This is a genomic window from Vibrio sp. SCSIO 43009, assembly GCF_023716525.1.
In the GTDB taxonomy this organism is placed as follows: domain Bacteria; phylum Pseudomonadota; class Gammaproteobacteria; order Enterobacterales; family Vibrionaceae; genus Vibrio; species Vibrio alginolyticus.
The window spans coordinates 989,116-1,005,501 of the sequence record NZ_CP071843.1 but is presented as its reverse complement, the minus strand read 5'-3'; the positions used below and the strand labels follow the sequence as shown (position 1 = coordinate 1,005,501).

14 protein-coding genes are annotated in these 16,386 nt (G+C 44.3%); 5 read left to right on the top strand and 9 right to left on the bottom strand.

Annotated features, from left to right (window positions below):
* Positions 1-229 precede the first annotated feature (229 nt).
* Positions 230-1,210: a catabolite repressor/activator gene (gene cra, locus J4N43_RS20115; protein WP_062730994.1), complete on the top strand. Its 981-nt coding sequence runs from the start codon at positions 230-232 to the stop codon at positions 1,208-1,210.
* A 17-nt stretch (positions 1,211-1,227) separates the two neighbouring features.
* Here the strand turns inward: cra and J4N43_RS20110 are convergent, their stop codons facing one another.
* Entirely contained in the window at positions 1,228-2,181 is a 954-nt protein-coding gene (locus J4N43_RS20110; protein ID WP_062730993.1) for an endonuclease/exonuclease/phosphatase family protein, read from the bottom strand.
* A 226-nt stretch (positions 2,182-2,407) separates the two neighbouring features.
* Here J4N43_RS20110 and J4N43_RS20105 point away from each other — a divergent pair, with 226 nt between their 5' ends.
* Positions 2,408-2,941 carry an RNA-binding S4 domain-containing protein gene (locus J4N43_RS20105; protein WP_158159347.1) on the top strand — a complete coding sequence of 178 codons (534 nt, stop codon included), beginning with the start codon at positions 2,408-2,410 and terminating at the stop codon, positions 2,939-2,941.
* A 106-nt stretch (positions 2,942-3,047) separates the two neighbouring features.
* Here J4N43_RS20105 and J4N43_RS20100 read toward each other — a convergent pair whose 3' ends face one another.
* The 7 genes from J4N43_RS20100 to J4N43_RS20070 form a co-directional block, all read right to left on the bottom strand.
* Positions 3,048-3,866 (bottom strand): EAL domain-containing protein, encoded by an 819-nt coding sequence (locus tag J4N43_RS20100; RefSeq protein WP_062730992.1) that lies wholly within the window; start codon positions 3,864-3,866, stop codon positions 3,048-3,050.
* 92 nt (positions 3,867-3,958) lie between these two features.
* Entirely contained in the window at positions 3,959-4,879 is a 921-nt protein-coding gene (locus J4N43_RS20095) for an amino acid ABC transporter permease (protein WP_062730991.1), read from the bottom strand.
* 81 nt (positions 4,880-4,960) lie between these two features.
* Positions 4,961-5,779: a transporter substrate-binding domain-containing protein gene (locus J4N43_RS20090; protein WP_062730990.1), complete on the bottom strand. Its 819-nt coding sequence runs from the start codon at positions 5,777-5,779 to the stop codon at positions 4,961-4,963.
* A gap of 9 nt (positions 5,780-5,788) precedes the next feature.
* A complete protein-coding gene (locus J4N43_RS20085) occupies positions 5,789-6,586 on the bottom strand; it encodes an amino acid ABC transporter permease (protein ID WP_062730989.1) in 798 nt (265 codons plus the stop codon).
* Positions 6,586-7,320, bottom strand: coding sequence for an amino acid ABC transporter ATP-binding protein (locus tag J4N43_RS20080; RefSeq protein WP_062730988.1), 735 nt, complete (start codon positions 7,318-7,320; stop codon positions 6,586-6,588). The genes J4N43_RS20085 and J4N43_RS20080 overlap by 1 nt, the downstream gene beginning before the upstream one ends.
* A 169-nt stretch (positions 7,321-7,489) precedes the next feature.
* The gene (locus tag J4N43_RS20075; protein WP_005376394.1) at positions 7,490-8,146 is read right to left on the bottom strand and encodes a lysoplasmalogenase; all 657 of its coding nucleotides are present in this window, start codon (positions 8,144-8,146) and stop codon (positions 7,490-7,492) included.
* A 294-nt stretch (positions 8,147-8,440) separates the two neighbouring features.
* Positions 8,441-9,589 carry an iron-containing alcohol dehydrogenase gene (locus tag J4N43_RS20070; protein ID WP_062730987.1) on the bottom strand — a complete coding sequence of 383 codons (1,149 nt, stop codon included), beginning with the start codon at positions 9,587-9,589 and terminating at the stop codon, positions 8,441-8,443.
* A gap of 206 nt (positions 9,590-9,795) precedes the next feature.
* Between J4N43_RS20070 and J4N43_RS20065 the strand changes: the two genes are divergently transcribed.
* From J4N43_RS20065 to tnpA, 3 genes are all read left to right on the top strand, one after another.
* A complete protein-coding gene (locus tag J4N43_RS20065) occupies positions 9,796-10,677 on the top strand; it encodes an AraC family transcriptional regulator (protein ID WP_062730986.1) in 882 nt (293 codons plus the stop codon).
* Positions 10,678-10,954: 277 nt separating this feature from the next.
* Positions 10,955-14,116: a chitinase C-terminal domain-containing protein gene (locus tag J4N43_RS20060; protein WP_158159348.1), complete on the top strand. Its 3,162-nt coding sequence runs from the start codon at positions 10,955-10,957 to the stop codon at positions 14,114-14,116.
* A 149-nt stretch (positions 14,117-14,265) separates the two neighbouring features.
* A complete protein-coding gene (tnpA, locus tag J4N43_RS20055; protein WP_017633711.1) occupies positions 14,266-14,700 on the top strand; it encodes an IS200/IS605 family transposase in 435 nt (144 codons plus the stop codon).
* Between the two features lie 77 nt (positions 14,701-14,777).
* Here tnpA and glgC read toward each other — a convergent pair whose 3' ends face one another.
* A complete protein-coding gene (gene glgC, locus J4N43_RS20050; protein WP_033906540.1) occupies positions 14,778-15,995 on the bottom strand; it encodes a glucose-1-phosphate adenylyltransferase in 1,218 nt (405 codons plus the stop codon).
* Between the last annotated feature and the right edge of the window lie 391 nt (positions 15,996-16,386).

The window sequence follows — 16,386 nt, the reverse complement described above, 5'->3', positions numbered from 1 at the left end:
GACTCAGAAAAACTGTTTTAAAAACTGACGTTAACAAACGAGCATTTGCCGCTGTCCTATAGCCTAGCTCACAAATTGGTTTGTTGCGTGTTCGGGTGATTTACGTCAATTTTTAAGTTTTGCTGAATCCTTTCAGCTTTTATACTGAATCGGTTCAGCTTATAATTCAACTTATCGAAAGATCGTTGATGTATTAATATGATCGCGCGCACAGAATAAGGTTTAGAATATGACACTGGATGAAATAGCCAAATTAGCGGGTGTTTCTAAGACAACTGCAAGCTATGTGATTAACGGAAAAGCGCAGAAATACCGCATCAGCGAGAAGACTCAGAAAAAGGTGATGGCCGTTGTAGAAGAGTACAATTATAAGCCAGATCATGCGGCGTCTTCCTTGCGGGCAGGTAATTCACGCTCATTTGGGCTTATCATCCCAGACTTAGAGAACACCAGTTATGCGCGTCTTGCAAAGCTGATAGAGCAAAACTCTCGGAAAGCGGGGTACCAAATTTTGATTGGCTGCTCTGATGATGATCCTGATACAGAGCAAAAGGTGGCGGAAGCATTAGTCAGTCGTCGTATTGATGCGTTGTTTGTGGCAAGTGGTATGCCCACTGCAAACGAGTATTATCTTAAGTTGCAAAATTCTGGTACGCCAGTTATCGCGCTAGACCGTCCAATGGATGATGAGCACTTTTGTTGTGTCATCAGCGAAGATTTTGATGCCGCACTTGAACTCACTCAGTCAGTACTGTCAGAGGATATTAAGTCCATTGGCTTAATCGGTGCATTGCAAGATCTTCAAGTCTCAAAAGAGCGTGAGCTTGGTTTTCTATCTGCTTCTCAACAAGGTGGTAAAACGGCAACAGTGGGTTATGGACAACACTTCTCCCGGGAAGAAGGCAAGAAAGTCTTAGAGAGATGGTTAACAGAGAACGCATTGCCAGATGCCATTGTTACAACGTCATACACACTGTTAGAAGGTGTGTTGGATGTAATGCTAGAAAAACCAGAACTGATGGGAAAGGTGCGTTTAGCGACATTTGGTGATAATCGACTGCTGGACTTTTTGCCTGTGAAAATCAACTCTTTGCCTCAACAGTTTGAGTTGATCGCGGACAGCGCAATGGAGTTAGCACTCAATGCTTCCGCCAAGCGTTACAAGCCTGGCGTAGAACTTATCCCGCGTAAAATTGTGAAACGTCACTAAGTAACTAAATAGGTTGCTCAAAGCTTTACTTCAGCCGTCAGTGCCACAAATGCGTGGTCGCTGGCGTTTTTATCTCTGTCATAAATCGGGTTGATCAGATGTTGGTTAGACACCTGATAGTCAACAACCTCGGCAACCGATATATCTGATAAGGTGTCAAACTCTTGTGAGAGCAAGATATAGTCGAGTACATTCCCAGTGGAAAAATGATAGTGCGTGGCTGGGCGTTCATCCTTCAGGGGGTCACTTTGCAATAACCAACCATCTTTGAGTTGTAATTCAGTGACGCTGTCACCAGTATTGGATACCAATGTGCTGTTAACGCTGATAGGAGTGATAGGCTGATTCATATCGCCCATTAACACTGTCGGCATTGGTTCTTTTCGATACCTCTTTTGCATCGCGTCTCTTAACATCGCTGCTTCCCAGCCTCTTTGCTGGGTGGATAACCAGCGCCCAATAATCGTGCTAGACGTTTCTGGTTGTTCTGAGTCGGCCGGGCGTTGAGATTTCAGGTGCGTTACGTAAACGGCGATATGACCAAGTACAGGATGTATTACTTGGGCATAGATAGGTTTGCGACTGAACTCTGGAACAACACTTACTCCAAAAGGCTCAAGCGTTGCTAAGTCAAACTCTACCGCTTGTACTTTTTCTATTGGAAACCGAGATGCGATTGCCACAACAGGGCTTGAGTAAATGTACTCATCCTCAACATGTGGGGTGTCAACGGTCGCAAAGTAGGGGTAGCCGATGGTTGAAAAGAATGCCTGGGTCTTCTCGATACTGAATACTTCTTGTAAGCCAATCACGTCGCCTTCCAGTTTTTCAACTTGACGTTGCGTCCACGAAAGTTTGTCTCGCCATTGCTCTAACGAGTATATGTTCTCGAAATCATAGTAGGCGTTAGGCGGTGCGACAAAATTAAACAAGTTCGCAGTGACAAAGGTAATTCTACTTGGTTGAGACAAAGTATTCGCTCTTTTCAACAATAACTTAGAGAGTATATACCTTCAGGTTGCGTAATTGCATCTTCGTTTGAGCTACGCATCGATATACAAGCTAACGAGCGACAATTTAAATGGGTTAAGAGGTGCTCAAATGCCAAGGCGAATCGGTGATTGAACATCGCCAGAGGTTTCTATTTTTAAGCATTGCGTTTAAACTTCAGGGCATCAAATAGTAAGAGTAAGTAACATGACCCAAGATTACGACCACGAAGAGTATTTAGAAGGCGAAGAGATTGAGATCGAAGCGATTGGCATCGATGTTGATGCGCATCCAATCGAACTATACAAGCTTTTCAAAATCGCAAACTTGGTCAGCGGTGGCGGCGAAGCAAAACATATCATCGAGAAAGGCTACGTCGCGGTGAATGGTGAACTAGAAACACGTAAGCGCCGCAAGATGTATGATGGTGACTTTTTTGAGTTTAACCAGGAATATTATGTTGTGGTTTGCGATGCGCCAGTAACCGAACCTGAAACGGCAGAGCAAAAAGCAGAAAAGAAAGCGAAAAAAGAAGCGCAGTCTTCTCGTAAAGATAAGTCTCGTCAAAGTAAGTCACCTAAAGCCTCTGGGCCTAAATCAACAGGCCGTAAAGCGGCACATAAAGAGCGTAAAGCGCAGAAAGAAGCGTTGTCTCAGTCTGCTAAGAAAGGCAAAAAAGAAGACAAACCGCAAGCCACTCGTGATCCGAAGAGCGGTCGTAATTCTATTGATTTTTTCTAGGGAAATGAACGCTTAACTAAATAAGTGACATCTGAGTAAAACTAAAAAGCGCCGAGCATATTATATCGGCGCTTTTTTGGTTTCACTGTGCTGTAAGTGGGCAGTGTTAATGCACTGTCGTCTCGATGTTTAGGCTATCTGTCCAGTGATGAATGGCGCAAGGCTTTCCTAAGTAAAAGCCTTGGTAATAATCCAAATTAAGTTGATACATAGCTTTTAGCTGCACGTCTTCTTCAACCCCTTCTATAATGACTTTTGCTCCCATATGATCCGCTAGATCAACGGCGCTATGTATGGAAAAGGTTTCTCCGGCGCAGTAGTCTAGCAAATAGGAACGATCGATTTTGATGATGTCAGGGCAGAGCTGCTGAACACGTGCGATATCAGAATGTTGGGCGCCAAAATCATCGATAGCAAAGATAAAACCATTCGCTTTCATTAACTGTACGGCTTTGATTAATAAATCCGTATTTCCGCATGACTCTTCGACTACTTCAAAAACTACGTCTGATGGGCTCATACCAAGTTCGGAAAGGCGTTTGTAAAGCAGGCCGTTATCTTTAAAGCCCATGTCTTTGGTTAGCGTGAGTAGCGTTTGAGGCATGACGTTAAGAAACAGTTTTATCGGTGTCCCTGCGAAATAGCGTGCAAAATTTCGAATGTGCATTGCTCTGGATAAAAACTCTACACATAAGCGAAAGTAGGGATCAAGACCATTATTGGCCAGAAACACGTCAGGACGAATTAGGGAACCATCAATGCCACGAATACGCAGTAAGGCTTCCATACCAATAATACGTTGGCGTCTATCAAAAATTGGCTGATAAACACTGTGAAAAGTGAATTGATTGAGAACTACGTAATATTCACCAAGATTATCTTGTTTTATGTATCGCTCGTAGTCGGATTGATTCTTTAACTCCATGAAAAACGCCGAAAATTTAGCATCTTGTCAATGTAACAGGGTGCAATTCTGATTTGAAGAATCAAATGTGCCTAATTACATATGCGGTTGAGTTAATTTGAAATGGCTTCCGATTTTGCTTCAATATGGCGAAAAATAAGTGACAGACCAAAACAAATTAAGAAGTAAGCAAGGCCGACAATCAACCAAATTTCAAATATATACCCTGATGAATTTGCCATCTCTGTCCCAACAAACGTCATTTCTTGTATCGAAATCAGTGAAACAATAGAGGTGTCTTTCACCAAAGAGATGGTTTGACCGGCAAGTGCAGGTGTGATTGATTTAAGCACCTGTGGCGCGATAACAAATCGGTATTTCACCCATCGAGACAAGCCCAATGAGTCAGCCGCTTCCCACTGACCTTGGTCGATACTTTGTAAACCACCGCGCACAACTTCTGCAATGTAGGCAGAAGAGAGTAAGCCGACACATAACACGCCAGAGGCAAGGTTTTCCCAAAGGTTCGAAGGCCCAAACAGAAAGTGCTGTAGCGCATTTGGTTCGCCGTTGTAGTTTCGTAGAAGATCTTCCAAACCAAGTAACGGGATCAATTGGTTAGAAATGAAAAAGTAGAAAATAAAAACAAATACCAACGGAGGGATGTTTCTCACTAACTGGATAAACGCATTGGCAGGTGTGCGCAACCAAACGGAACGAGAGAAGCGTGCTAAGCCTAACAAAGTGCCAAACGCTAATGCGAAGCTGATGCCCCAAACACTGAGCCTTAACGTCGAAATCAAACCTTGGAAGAAGTAGGGCAAACCACCATCTGCTCCAGGCGTGAAAAGTAATTCAAGCGCCTCTTTCCACTGCCACAAATAATGCACACCAATAGTGGACCGATGGTACAGCCAAACACCACCGATACCGCACATGACAAGTAGTACCCAGTCTAGTGTGTTTAATTGCGGTAAAAGGTAGCCTGTGCTGGATTTCGCGGGTGCTGTGCGAGTGGTAGTGTGTTCGCCCAAAAATTTGACTCCGATAAGTTATGGAAAAGTAAAATGGATGATTGGAGAGTATAGGCTCGCGGCGTCCACGAGCCATTTAGATTACTGGCCTTGCGCGACTTGATCTTGCCAATCTAATGTCGAGAACCAGTATTCATAACGTTGTTTTAACCATCCATCTTGGGTTCTTGCTTCAATCCATTTATTGAAAAAGGCCTTTTTATCTTCTTCCCCCAAGCGAACTGCAAAGGCTTCGTTACCTTTTGATAGTCGCTCAGAGAATGGAAGGAATAGTTTGTCGCTGTGTTTCACTGTCTCATGTTCTGGTTTTGGGCTAGAAGCAATTACCGCATGGGCGTTACCATTCAGTACCTCTTGGAACGCTTGCGCGTCGTCATCAAATTGCAGGATCTTCGCTTTCGGGAAGGTTTCTCTGGCGACTTGAACGGTGAATGCGCCGCGACGAGCCGCTATTTTTACGCGTCGTGAATCAAAATCCGAAAATTCGCTAAAACCAGAGGCGAGTTCTTTGTTTGCTGCTACTTGAACGCCTGAGTGCGAGTAGGGCTCAGTAAACAAGACGCTTTTGGAACGCTCAGGCGTAACCGACATGCCGCCGATGATCACGTCGAACTTTTTCGCCAGTAGTGCGGGAATAATGCCATCCCACGCAGTCGGTACGAATTCCACTTTCAAACCTGAATCTTGTGCTAAGCGTTTGGCAACATCGATTTCAAAACCGATTAACTCACCTTGCTTGTTACGCATTGCCCAAGGTACAAATGTTGACATACCAACGCGCAAAGTGCCTCGTTCTTTGATTTGATCTACATTGGGTGTGGCGACATCTTCTTTCGCGATTGTAGGCATAGCGATGGCTAGCCCTAATAATGCAGTAATGGTCGCTTTGAATAACTTCATGTTATCTCCTTATAATTTGCGCCAACTGGCTCCGAGTTTGTGTTCTAGCCATGCAGACAAGCCAGAAAGTGACAGAGTGAGAGCAAGATAAATTGCTGCCACGGTAAACCAAATTTCGAACGGCATCGCCGTCTCTGAGACGGTGTTGCGTGCCTGTGTTGTTAGATCAAAAATCGCCATCACGCTTACAATGGAAGAGTTTTTGATCAAAGAAACCACTTCATTGGTTAATGGCGGTAATGTGCGCTGTAAAACCTGAGGCAAAATTACGTCTTTGTAGGTGTAAAACGGTGATAGTCCGAGAGTTTGTGCTGCTTCGAATTGCCCTTTAGGAATACTGTTTAAACCTGCACGGAATATTTCCGCGGTGTAGGCACCTTGGAAAAGGGATAATGCCAAAACGGCGGTGCTGAATCGGTCCAAACCAATCACGGGGCCAAACACGAAGTAGAGTAAATAGATTTGCACCAACAACGGCGTGTTACGTATTACTTCGACATAAGTGGTACCAATAACATTGCCGACTTTCGAATCGCTAAGCCTTAGTAACGCGGTAACCAACCCTAATACTAAGGTAAAAAATAGACTAATAGCCGAGATGTTAAGCGTTACCAATAGCCCATCAATAAGTTCTGCCGGCCACCATTCGCCATCTTCATAAAAAGCGATGTAATCAGGTACGCGCTCCCATTGCCATTGATAGCCCATAGCGTCGGCACCAGAGTCCAACACCCACACAATCGCTATGAAGAGGAGCGTCATTTGCAGTAAAGCTTGAAGGACAGGTTTGATTACGCGAACTATCATCAGTAACTTAAAATTTGGTTCAAAAATGCTTGGGTGCGTGGATGCTGTGGTGTCTCAAATAAGGCGACTGGAGAGTTCATTTCCACGATTTGGCCTTCATCCATAAATACCACGCGGTTCGCTACTTTTTTGGCAAATCCCATTTCATGCGTGACGCAAATCATCGTCATTCCGCTTTGAGCCAGCTCAACCATGACATCCAACACTTCGTTGATCATTTCCGGATCAAGCGCTGAAGTTGGCTCGTCAAACAGGAGTAAATCCGGTTCCATACACAAGGAGCGGGCAATCGCGACGCGTTGCTGCTGACCGCCAGAAAGCTGGATAGGATACTTACTCACTTGCTCTTCAATATTGACTCGCTTTAGGTAATGTCTTGCGCGTTTTTCAGCTTCTTGTTTTGATAATTTGTGTGTGCGAATCGGCGCTAAGGTGAGGTTTTCCAGTACAGTCAAATGAGGAAAAAGGTGAAAGTGTTGGAACACCATGCCGATTTTACCGGGCTTGAGAGATTTTGCGTGAGAAGGCTGGTCGAACACATGAAGCTGGCCTTCTTGAATCGATTCAAGATGATTGATGCAACGAATGAGCGTTGATTTTCCGGAACCTGAAGGGCCACACACCACGACGATCTCGCCAGAATGCACGGAGAAGTTGATGTCTTTTAGAGCGTGGTAATCGCCATACCACTTATTTACGTCGCTAAACTCAACGACGGGAGTATTCTCTTTCAAAGGGGCACGCTATAACGGAAAAATATCCTTTTACAATAGCAAGTTGTGCGCGTAATTTCATTAAGAATAAGCTAATGTTTAGGCGATGATTTTAAGACTCTATTCAGATCGCTTACAAGATACATCCATGTTTCTTTAATGTTGGTGCAGTCTAGAGTCTAGAGTATGACTAACTCAGTTCAACGAGATACGGATAACGAACAACAATCGCAACAACAGACATAACCATTAGTGTCTGTGCAGAATAGTAGGTCACCATGACAACTTGTCGTGAAAATATTGACCGTCCTCCAAAGCGTTCGAAAGCCAATACGATGCCAGAGATAATAAAGATAAAGCTTCCGAGCACTGCAAAAGAGGAGGATTGTGTTTTCCCACTCAAATAATACTCGATCGAAGCCCAGCACATAGTCATCAGTACCAATATATAACTGGCAACTGGCCGTTTCTCTTTACCGAGATCCGGTCGGAACAACCAGTAGACGCATATACCGAGTCCGAACAAGGCAATTGGGAGCCAAGGTGTAAAATGCCACGCTGACATGATGGCAAAACCATAACTATAGGAGAGATGGGCAGAGCAAAAGAGCACTAATCCTGTAATGAACTTGTCTCGAGGGAGCATTAATAACACGTCACCAAGCAACGAGAGCGATAAGCCAATCAAAATCCAATGCGCATATGGCATTGGGTAAGCTGGGGACTGAATTAAAATACCAAGCATACAGAGCACTGGTAATGGTTTAGAAACGTAAAAGAGCCATTTAGAGCCTTTACGGATACTGATGATATGTATGAATGCTAATACGACAACAACTAGCCACATAAAGTGTTTTCTCGAACAGACAAAATTATGTAGTACATCACTACAACAAATCAAAACTTAATTAACGAGTTAACTCGTTCTTTGATCTCAATTATTTTTATTTGTGTAAAGCTGGACAGTTGTCTCTTTACTAACCAACACGGCCGATTTTTTGTCTGGAGGGAATCGTTGTTTTTAGAAGCCTCCTCGTTTTGAACGTGATGTGGCTTACAAAATAGCATAAAAAAACGGTATTGTGACTGTTAAGTCACAATACCGTTAAACCCTAGGAAGGGCAGTGAAGAATTGTTGCAGTTATGAGACAGCTAACTCTAAGATTTCTCGGCTACGTTCAAGTGTGATCGCCTGGTTTTCACCTAAAACAGTCATGCCGTGTTTGTTTAGTTGATCAATGATGGCATCGATAGCTTGTTCACGGCTCTCACCATAGTTTTCGAGCTTAGTTGCGACATCAAGTTGATGATAAAACGCTTCGATAGATTCTATTGTGCGCTCTGCTAAATCCTCACCTGCTTCAAGACCAAATACGTTGCGACCCATTTGTTCTAACTTAGGGCGCTTAAACTGCATTTGGTTACGAAGTAACGATGGTTGGACAATTGCAAGAGAACGCGCATGATCAACGCCCCATAGAGCGGTTAATTCATGGCCGATCATATGTGTCGCCCAGTCTTGTGGAACGCCACTACCAATTAACCCATTCAATGCTTGGTTAGCAGACCACATTAAGTTTGCGCGCCACATATCGTCGTCTCGTTCCGCAAACTGTTCTCCGAGTGTTTTTAAAGTTTTCAGCAGTGTTTCTGCGTAACCATCTTGAACCATTGCACCGGTAGGAAGCGTCAAGTATTGCTCACATACGTGCACCCATGCGTCAACAATGCCGTTGATAAGCTGGCGTTCTGGCAGTGTTTTCATTACATCTGGGTCTAACACGGCAAATTTTGGCTGCACTGCTGGAGACATGAACGGAAGTTTGTCTTGAGTTTCTTTTTTAGTGATAACTGCGCCCATGTTTGACTCTGAGCCTGTTGCTGGCAATGTCAAAATTGCAGCTAGAGGCGTCGCTTCAGTGACTTGGTGCTTACCAATCATGATATCCCAACCATCACCATCATACATTGATGCCGCTGCTACGTATTTGGAACCATCGATGACTGAACCACCACCTACCGCTAGAATAAAATCAACACCATGCTCTTTTACCATTGCGACTGCTTTATCGAGTGTTTCTTTGGTTGGGTTTGGTTCAACACCTGAAAACTCTAGCCATTCATGTCCCTCAAGAGCTTCTGCTACTTGGTCGTACACGCCATTTTTTTTGATGGAGCCACCACCGTATACCACTAAAACTTTTTGGTCGGATGGGATAGCTTCTTTGATTGCTGCGATTTGTTTTTGACCAAAGAAAATCTTGGTTGGGTTTACATAAGAAAAGTTCATTATTAGCCCTCTTGCTTCCAGTGAAGGAGATTGAATACATGCATATTAGTCCTGATTAATGATGGTTAACAGGTCGATTTCTGCAAATAATTTGCCTATTTCTACAAAATTAATGCTCTTGAGCTAGAAAGTTAAAGTCGAGAGGAAGTATAGTGCTCGAAACGATAATAGAGACCAAACTCGTTGGTCATTGATGGAGCGCTCTAATGCACACTCTCGCAAATATCATGCAGCAATATGTTGAAAAGCAGGGGCTGCATGACCTAGAAGGTATGAAGAAAACAGCGATAGATGGCGTATGGTTTTATCGCAGTAGCAAAGGGAATCATCGCCAGCCGTTTGTCTATCAGTCCGGCATCATCGTATTGGGTCAAGGGCATAAGAACATTCATATTGGTGATACACCAGTGCAATATGGGCCCGATGATTACCTTGTTGTCGGGGTTCCCATGCCACTAGAGTGCGAAGCGTTTGCGACAAACAATCAGCCTTTACTTGGCATTTCGATAGATATTTCGCCAACGCTTCTTCATAAACTCGTTAAAAAATTAGAGGCTGAAAAATTCAGTAATAAGTGTCTGGATGCTACCCGTTGCGGCCTTAAGTCGGTACGTATGAATGAAGGTATGTTGGATGCGTGCAAACGGTTAATGAAAGCAATGTGTAACGAGCTTGATGTCATCATGCTTGGCGAGTTGCTTCTTGAGGAAATTGTGTATCGTACTTTGGTGAGCAAAGAGGGGTATGTTTTATTTGACCTAGCACATCAAGAAGGTTCTTACGCGAGGGTAGCTAAAGCACTAAATCGTGTACATCAAGCGTATCATGAACAGTTGAACGTACAAGCATTGGCTGAAGAAGCCAACATGAGTGTGTCTGCTTTCCATCAAGCATTTCGCAATGTCACGCTTGAATCTCCGTTGCAATATATTAAGAAAGTTCGACTTAACAAAGCGCGCGAATTGATCCAGTTAGAGGGGAGACGTGTTAATGATGCAGCGAGAATGGTCGGGTACACGAGCCCATCACAGTTTAGTCGCGAGTACAAGCGGCATTTTAATGAAACGCCAAGGTCAACAAAGGCTTAGTGATCTTTATTTCAAAATGGCGACTTTTTTTACCTTTTTTATTAATTTGCGAGTGACATATTTATTTGAGTTATAAAATTAGTTACTGGTGCCAAATAATAGGTACGTTGTTGCAATCATTTAGTGGATTGTTGCGAGGCGGTGTGGAAAACTCGTAAATAGATAGTGTGAAATCACCAACTTGTACTTAAGTTATTTTACGTCGAAATAAAAGTAAAGATGCGCTTCGTTTAGCGCATTTAGTATTGTTTTAACAATAACTTAAGGAAGAGCGATTATGCACCTTAAAAACGGCAACGCAGTGAAAAACGTGTTCACACTAAGCACACTCACCGCTTCTTGTCTTATGGCCTTCAATAGCTACGCAGCAGTTGACTGTGCCCCTCTAGAAACTTGGCAATCATCAAAAGTTTATAACGGTGGCGACCAAGTTCAGCATGAAGGTAATGCTTATAAAGCGCGTTACTGGACGCAAAACAACAATCCAGCGCAATCTGGTGAGTGGGGCGAGTGGGAAACACTTGGCGCTTGTGATGGCACTGGACCGGTTGAACCACCTCAGAATGAAGTCCCGACGGTTACTCTGACATCGCCTTCTGCGTCGGCTTCTGTGACTGCGGGTGATGTTGTTAACCTAGCTGCAGATGCGGCAGATACTGATGGGACTGTTAGCAAAGTAGAGTTCTTTGTTGATGGTGTATTAGTTGGTCAGGCAACGTCTGCGCCGTATGCTGCATCGTGGACAGCAACTGAAGGACAGCACGAGTTCTCTACCAAGGCCTATGACGATGCAGGTGCCGTTAGTACGGCAAGTGTTGTGACGTTAACTGTGGCATCAGCGCAACCTGGTAACGAAGCGCCGACAGTGGATGTCGCGCTTTCTGCGAGCTCTATTGACCTGGGTGGTTCCGTAACACTGACTGCAAATGCTACGGATGCGGATGGTACCGTTGCTAAAGTTGATTTTTATGTTGCAGGTGTGCTTGCTGGCACTGCTACAACAGCGCCATACACGCTGGATGTAACCCCTTCACAAGCTGGCTCATTAAGTGTTTATGCGAGAGCAACCGATGATGCTGGAGCAACAGCAGATTCTGCAATTGCGACGTTAACAGTAAACGGCGGCGCAGTGACATCTAATTGTCGTCCTGATGGTCTTTATCAAACAACGGGTGTAGATGTTCCTTACTGTTCTATTTATGATGAAGAAGGTCGTGAGAAAATGGGGGCTGATCACCCACGTCGTGTAATCGGCTACTTCACCAGTTGGCGATCAGGTGACGACCCACAAGCGACTTACCTTGTTAAAGACATTCCTTGGGAACAACTTACTCACATTAACTACGCGTTTGTGAGCATTGGTTCTGACGGCAAAGTAAACGTTGGCGACGTTAATGATCCTAACAACCCTGCTACAGGTAAAACTTGGCCAGGCGTTGAGGTAGATCCTGCTCTTGGTTTTAAAGGTCATTTTGGTGCACTAGCAACTTACAAGCAAAAACATGATGTTAAAACGCTAATCTCGATTGGTGGTTGGGCTGAAACGGGCGGTCACTTCGATACGAACGGCGATCGTGTAGCTGATGGTGGCTTCTACACCATGACGACGAATGCGGACGGTTCTATTAATCATGCTGGTATTGAGAAGTTCGCAACTTCTGCCGTTGAAATGATGCGTCAGTACAAGTTCGATGGCCTGGATATTGACTATGAATACCCGACGTCAATGGCTGGTGCTGGTAACCCTTACGACAAAGACTTCATGGAACCACGTCGTCAGTATTTATGGGCGTCTTACCAAGAGCTGATGAAAGTATTGCGTGAGAAACTTGATGCGGCATCCGCGCAAGATGGTATTCATTATATGCTGACTATCGCAGCACCATCTTCAGGTTACTTGCTACGTGGGATGGAAACCTTCGATGTAACTCAGTACCTAGACTACGTAAACATCATGTCTTACGACTTGCATGGGGCTTGGAATGATCACGTTGGTCATAACGCGGCTTTATTCGATACAGGTAAAGACTCTGAGCTAGCGCAGTGGAACGTATACGGCACTGCTGCATACGGTGGTATCGGTTACTTGAACACAGACTGGGCTTACCATTACTTCCGTGGCTCTATGCCAGCAGGTCGTATCAACATTGGTGTTCCTTACTACACCCGTGGTTGGCAAGGTGTTACTGGTGGCGACAATGGTCTTTGGGGCCGAGCGGCACTACCAAACCAAGCAGAGTGCCAACCGGGCACAGGTGAAGGTGAGAAGAACAACTGTGGTCACGGCGCTATTGGTATCGACAACATGTGGCATGATACCGACCCTAAAGGAAACGAAATGGGCGCTGGTTCTAACCCAATGTGGCATGCTAAGAACCTAGAAAACGGTATTTGGGGCTCTTACGCAGCTGCTTACGGTCTCGACCCTGTCAACGATCCTTCAGATAAGTTTGTTGGTACTTATACCCGTCATTACGATAGCGTTGCTGTGGCACCTTGGTTGTGGAACGCAGAGAAGAGCGTATTCCTATCTACGGAAGATAAAGCTTCTATCGAGGTGAAAGCCGATTACGTTATCGATAAAGAGATCGGCGGTATCATGTTCTGGGAACTAGCCGGTGATTACAACTGTTACGTACTGGATGCAAATGGTAATCGTACGGCAGTAGATGCCACTGAACAAGCTTGTGCGGCAGGTAATGGTGAATACCACATGGGTAACACTATGACCAAAGCTATCTACGACAAGTTTAAGTCTGCGACGCCTTACGGTAATAAAGTAGCGACTGGTCCAACACCAACTGAAGCAGTAGACATTACTGTTAGTGTTGGCGGCTTCAAAGTTGGCGATCAAAACTACCCAATTAACCCGAAAATCACGTTTACGAACAACACTGGTCAAGCGATCCCTGGCGGTACTGAATTCCAATTCGATATCCCAGTATCTGCGCCGGACAACGCGAAAGACCAATCAGGTGGTGGTTTGAAAGTCATTGCTTCTGGACATACTCGTGCAAACAACATTGGTGGCTTAGATGGCGTAATGCACCGTGTGTCGTTCTCTCTACCAGCATGGAAAGACTTGCCAGCGGGCGGCACTTACGAGCTTGATATGGTTTACTACCTACCAATCTCTGGTCCGGCTAACTACTCAGTGATTTCTGGTGGTAAAGAGTTTGCGTTTAAGTTTGAACAGCCAGATCTACCAATTGGTGATCTCAATGCGGGCACGGGTGGTGGTACCACTGAACCAGGTACGTGTGATACGACAGGTTTAGTGACATACCCAGCTCTGCCACAAACGGATTGGGCAGGTAATCCAAGCCACGCTAACCAAGGCGATAAGATCATCCACAACGGTGTGGTTTACCAAGCGAACTGGTGGACAGCGGCTGAACCGGGTACAGATGGTAGCTGGTCAACGGTATGTAACATCTAATTATTATGGATTATTTGTTATAGCCTAATGTTTTCAGCCCTAAACCACCTACTTCAGTAGGTGGTTATCATCCGTTTTGGCTTTGCCTGTAAAACTACTCATGCTAAATGCGTCTTTGATTTTTCCAGAAGTCAAAGAGGACAAATAACATGAGTAGATACAATCAAGCTTCCCACGTATTTTGGCGTTGTCAATACCATATAGTGTGGACGCCAAAGTATCGATTTAGGATCTTGAAGAACAATATAGGTAAAGAAGTTTATCGATGTATTTATGTTTACTGTAATCAACTTGGATGTGAAGTCGTAGAGCTAAACGTACAAGTTGACCACGTACATTTAGTTGTAAAGGTCCCACCAAAGCTTTCGATATCCAAGTTGATGGGGGTATTGAAAGGCAAAATAGCCTTAAAGCTATTTAGCAAGTTTCCTCACCTTAGGAAGAACAGGCTTTGGGGTAATCACTTTTGGCAAAGAGGCTATTTTGTCGATAGTGTTGGAATCAATGAAGAAATAATACGCCGATATGTAAGACATCAAGAGAAGCAAGAGCGAGTAGAGCAGCAGCAATTGGCGCTGGACTAAACAAAGGCCCCCTTTTAGGGGGCTCACACAAAGCCACCTTCTTTAGAAGGTGGTAATTTACTGTGATAGTTTGTCGTTTAATCGAATTGGTAACTTTCAGGTATGACGACAATACCTTTGTCTGAGATTTTAAATCGCTTCGCATCTTCAAGTTTGTTGATGCCAATTTGAGTATGTGGCGGAATACGAACATGTTTATCAACTATGCAGTTGACCAACTGACTTCCTTCACCGACTTCTACGTCATCAAAAATGATGGAATCGACTACCGTTGCACTATCTTGAATGCGTACATTAGAGGAAATAATGGAGTGCTGTACCGAGCCTCCGGAATTGATGACACCGGTAGCAATGATGGAGTTAATAAAAATGCCTTCATTACCCGTGGCCGACGATACAGTACGAGCTGGTGGAAACTGCGGCTCGTAAGTACGAATCGCCCAATTGGACTGATAAAGGTTCATTGGCGGCACAGGTTCTAGTAGATCCATATTCGCTTCATAGAAGGAGTCAATGGTACCCACGTCGCGCCAATAGCAATCTTTATCGACGCGCCCTTTACTGCCACAGAATTGATAAGCGTAAACGGATTCGGTATCAATCAGCTTAGGTATGATGTCTTTTCCGAAGTCATGGCTTGATGAATCGAGTTTTGAGTCTTCTTCAAGCGCTTCTTTCAAAACATCCATATCAAAGATATATATTCCCATAGAAACAAGGCTTCTGGTCGCGCTTCCAGGAAGAGTAGGTGGGGTTTCAGGTTTCTCTATAAACGAAGTAACGAGCCCGTTTTCTGCGGTGCCCATTACACCGAATGCTGAAGCATCCTCTACGGGAACATCCATACAGGCAACGGTGAGCTTAGCACCTTTCTCTTTATGCTCTTCAAGCATTGCGGCGTAGTCCATTCGATAGATATGATCGCCGGATAACACAACCACATACTTTGCATCATTTCGCGATAGCAACCACATGTTGTGATAAATCGCATCGGCGGTTCCTTCATACCATGCACCACCTTTGCGCATTTGTGGTGGAACAGCAGTAATGTACTCGCCTAGCTCTGGATTGAATATCGACCAGCCGTCTCGTAAGTGTTTTTGAAGTGAATGAGATTTATATTGGGTTAAAACAAGGATCTTGCGTAAACCCGAATGTAAACAATTGGTTAGTGTGAAATCTATAATTCTATATTTTCCGCCAAAAGGTACGGCTGGCTTGGTTCTGTCATCGGTGAGTGGGCTGAGTCTAGACCCCATCCCTCCTGCTAAAATTACGGCGAGTGCGTCTTCCATAGTATTCCCTTTCCCTTTTCTGACATGCATCAAAACGGTGCTAACCTGAAGGAGGTGGTATGCAACGCAGAGGTTTTGAAAAGCATGTGCTAATGTGCTTATTAGTGAAAAGTCTACTACAAGAATCGAGCCATAGAATATCTCCTTAAAAATCAAGGAGGTTAAAATTTCACTGTAAGACAACTGCACCATATTAGTGAAGCGCTAAATAGCCCGTGCATCAAATTGGCGCAAAATTGTAGAAAGGAGAAGTCAACAAGTATGGATTTACAATGTAAAGTGGCGACAAAACAAGAAGATAAATAGGGTTTTCTAGCTTAATAACTATGGCTAAACAAGGCTTAGGGTTAGCGTCTTAACTCTAAAGGTCTAAAACAGGCGCGTTGATGTA

What these genes read in the sequence shown, in the direction of transcription:
- J4N43_RS20105 (WP_158159347.1), top strand. Translation starts at nt 2,408, where the DNA reads ATGACCCAAGATTACGACCACGAAGAGTATTTAGAAGGCGAAGAGATT.
- J4N43_RS20065 (WP_062730986.1), top strand. Translation starts at nt 9,796, where the DNA reads ATGCACACTCTCGCAAATATCATGCAGCAATATGTTGAAAAGCAGGGG.
- J4N43_RS20070 (WP_062730987.1), bottom strand. Translation starts at nt 9,589, where the DNA reads ATGAACTTTTCTTATGTAAACCCAACCAAGATTTTCTTTGGTCAAAAA.
- J4N43_RS20085 (WP_062730989.1), bottom strand. Translation starts at nt 6,586, where the DNA reads ATGATAGTTCGCGTAATCAAACCTGTCCTTCAAGCTTTACTGCAAATG.
- cra (WP_062730994.1), top strand. Translation starts at nt 230, where the DNA reads ATGACACTGGATGAAATAGCCAAATTAGCGGGTGTTTCTAAGACAACT.
- J4N43_RS20075 (WP_005376394.1), bottom strand. Translation starts at nt 8,146, where the DNA reads ATGTGGCTAGTTGTTGTCGTATTAGCATTCATACATATCATCAGTATC.
- J4N43_RS20060 (WP_158159348.1), top strand. Translation starts at nt 10,955, where the DNA reads ATGCACCTTAAAAACGGCAACGCAGTGAAAAACGTGTTCACACTAAGC.
- J4N43_RS20100 (WP_062730992.1), bottom strand. Translation starts at nt 3,866, where the DNA reads ATGGAGTTAAAGAATCAATCCGACTACGAGCGATACATAAAACAAGAT.
- J4N43_RS20090 (WP_062730990.1), bottom strand. Translation starts at nt 5,779, where the DNA reads ATGAAGTTATTCAAAGCGACCATTACTGCATTATTAGGGCTAGCCATC.
- glgC (WP_033906540.1), bottom strand. Translation starts at nt 15,995, where the DNA reads ATGGAAGACGCACTCGCCGTAATTTTAGCAGGAGGGATGGGGTCTAGA.
- tnpA (WP_017633711.1), top strand. Translation starts at nt 14,266, where the DNA reads ATGAGTAGATACAATCAAGCTTCCCACGTATTTTGGCGTTGTCAATAC.